This window comes from Pseudoalteromonas sp. S4741 (assembly GCF_005886135.1).
GTDB lineage: Bacteria > Pseudomonadota > Gammaproteobacteria > Enterobacterales > Alteromonadaceae > Pseudoalteromonas > Pseudoalteromonas tetraodonis.
This window is the reverse complement of sequence record NZ_PNCN01000135.1, coordinates 1-322: the sequence shown is the minus strand read 5'-3', so window position 1 is coordinate 322 and position 322 is coordinate 1. Positions and strand designations below refer to the sequence as shown.

The following is a 322-nucleotide window of genomic DNA, read 5'->3' as shown; positions in this document are numbered from 1 at the left end:
CAGGAAAATAATGTCGCCAATACTGACAACCAAATTTGGTGTAGTAAGTTTTAAAATCGCGATAACCTGATTGATGAAAAGCAATTAATATAGTCATCACTTCGCTAGAGGATAGTCGAGATGGCTTAATGCGTTGCTTTTCACCTGATTCTATTAGGTGTTTAAGCCATTGAGGTTCAAACAATAAACAAAAATCATCGACATCTAGGTAAATTGCATCTAAGTTATTCATGCCCTTGCCTCGGTAATCTTATGTTTCTTAGTCGAAAGATCTGATCACCGCAAGGGCATTTAGTTCCATTTCTTATGTGCAGCTCAGGTT

Annotated in this window: 1 pseudogene; it reads right to left on the bottom strand. The window is 37.3% G+C overall.

Features of this window, described 5'->3' with window-relative positions:
* Window positions 1–232: pseudogene (locus CWC30_RS16070) on the bottom strand (IS982 family transposase); the annotation flags it as partial.
* Window positions 233–322 lie beyond the last annotated feature (90 nt).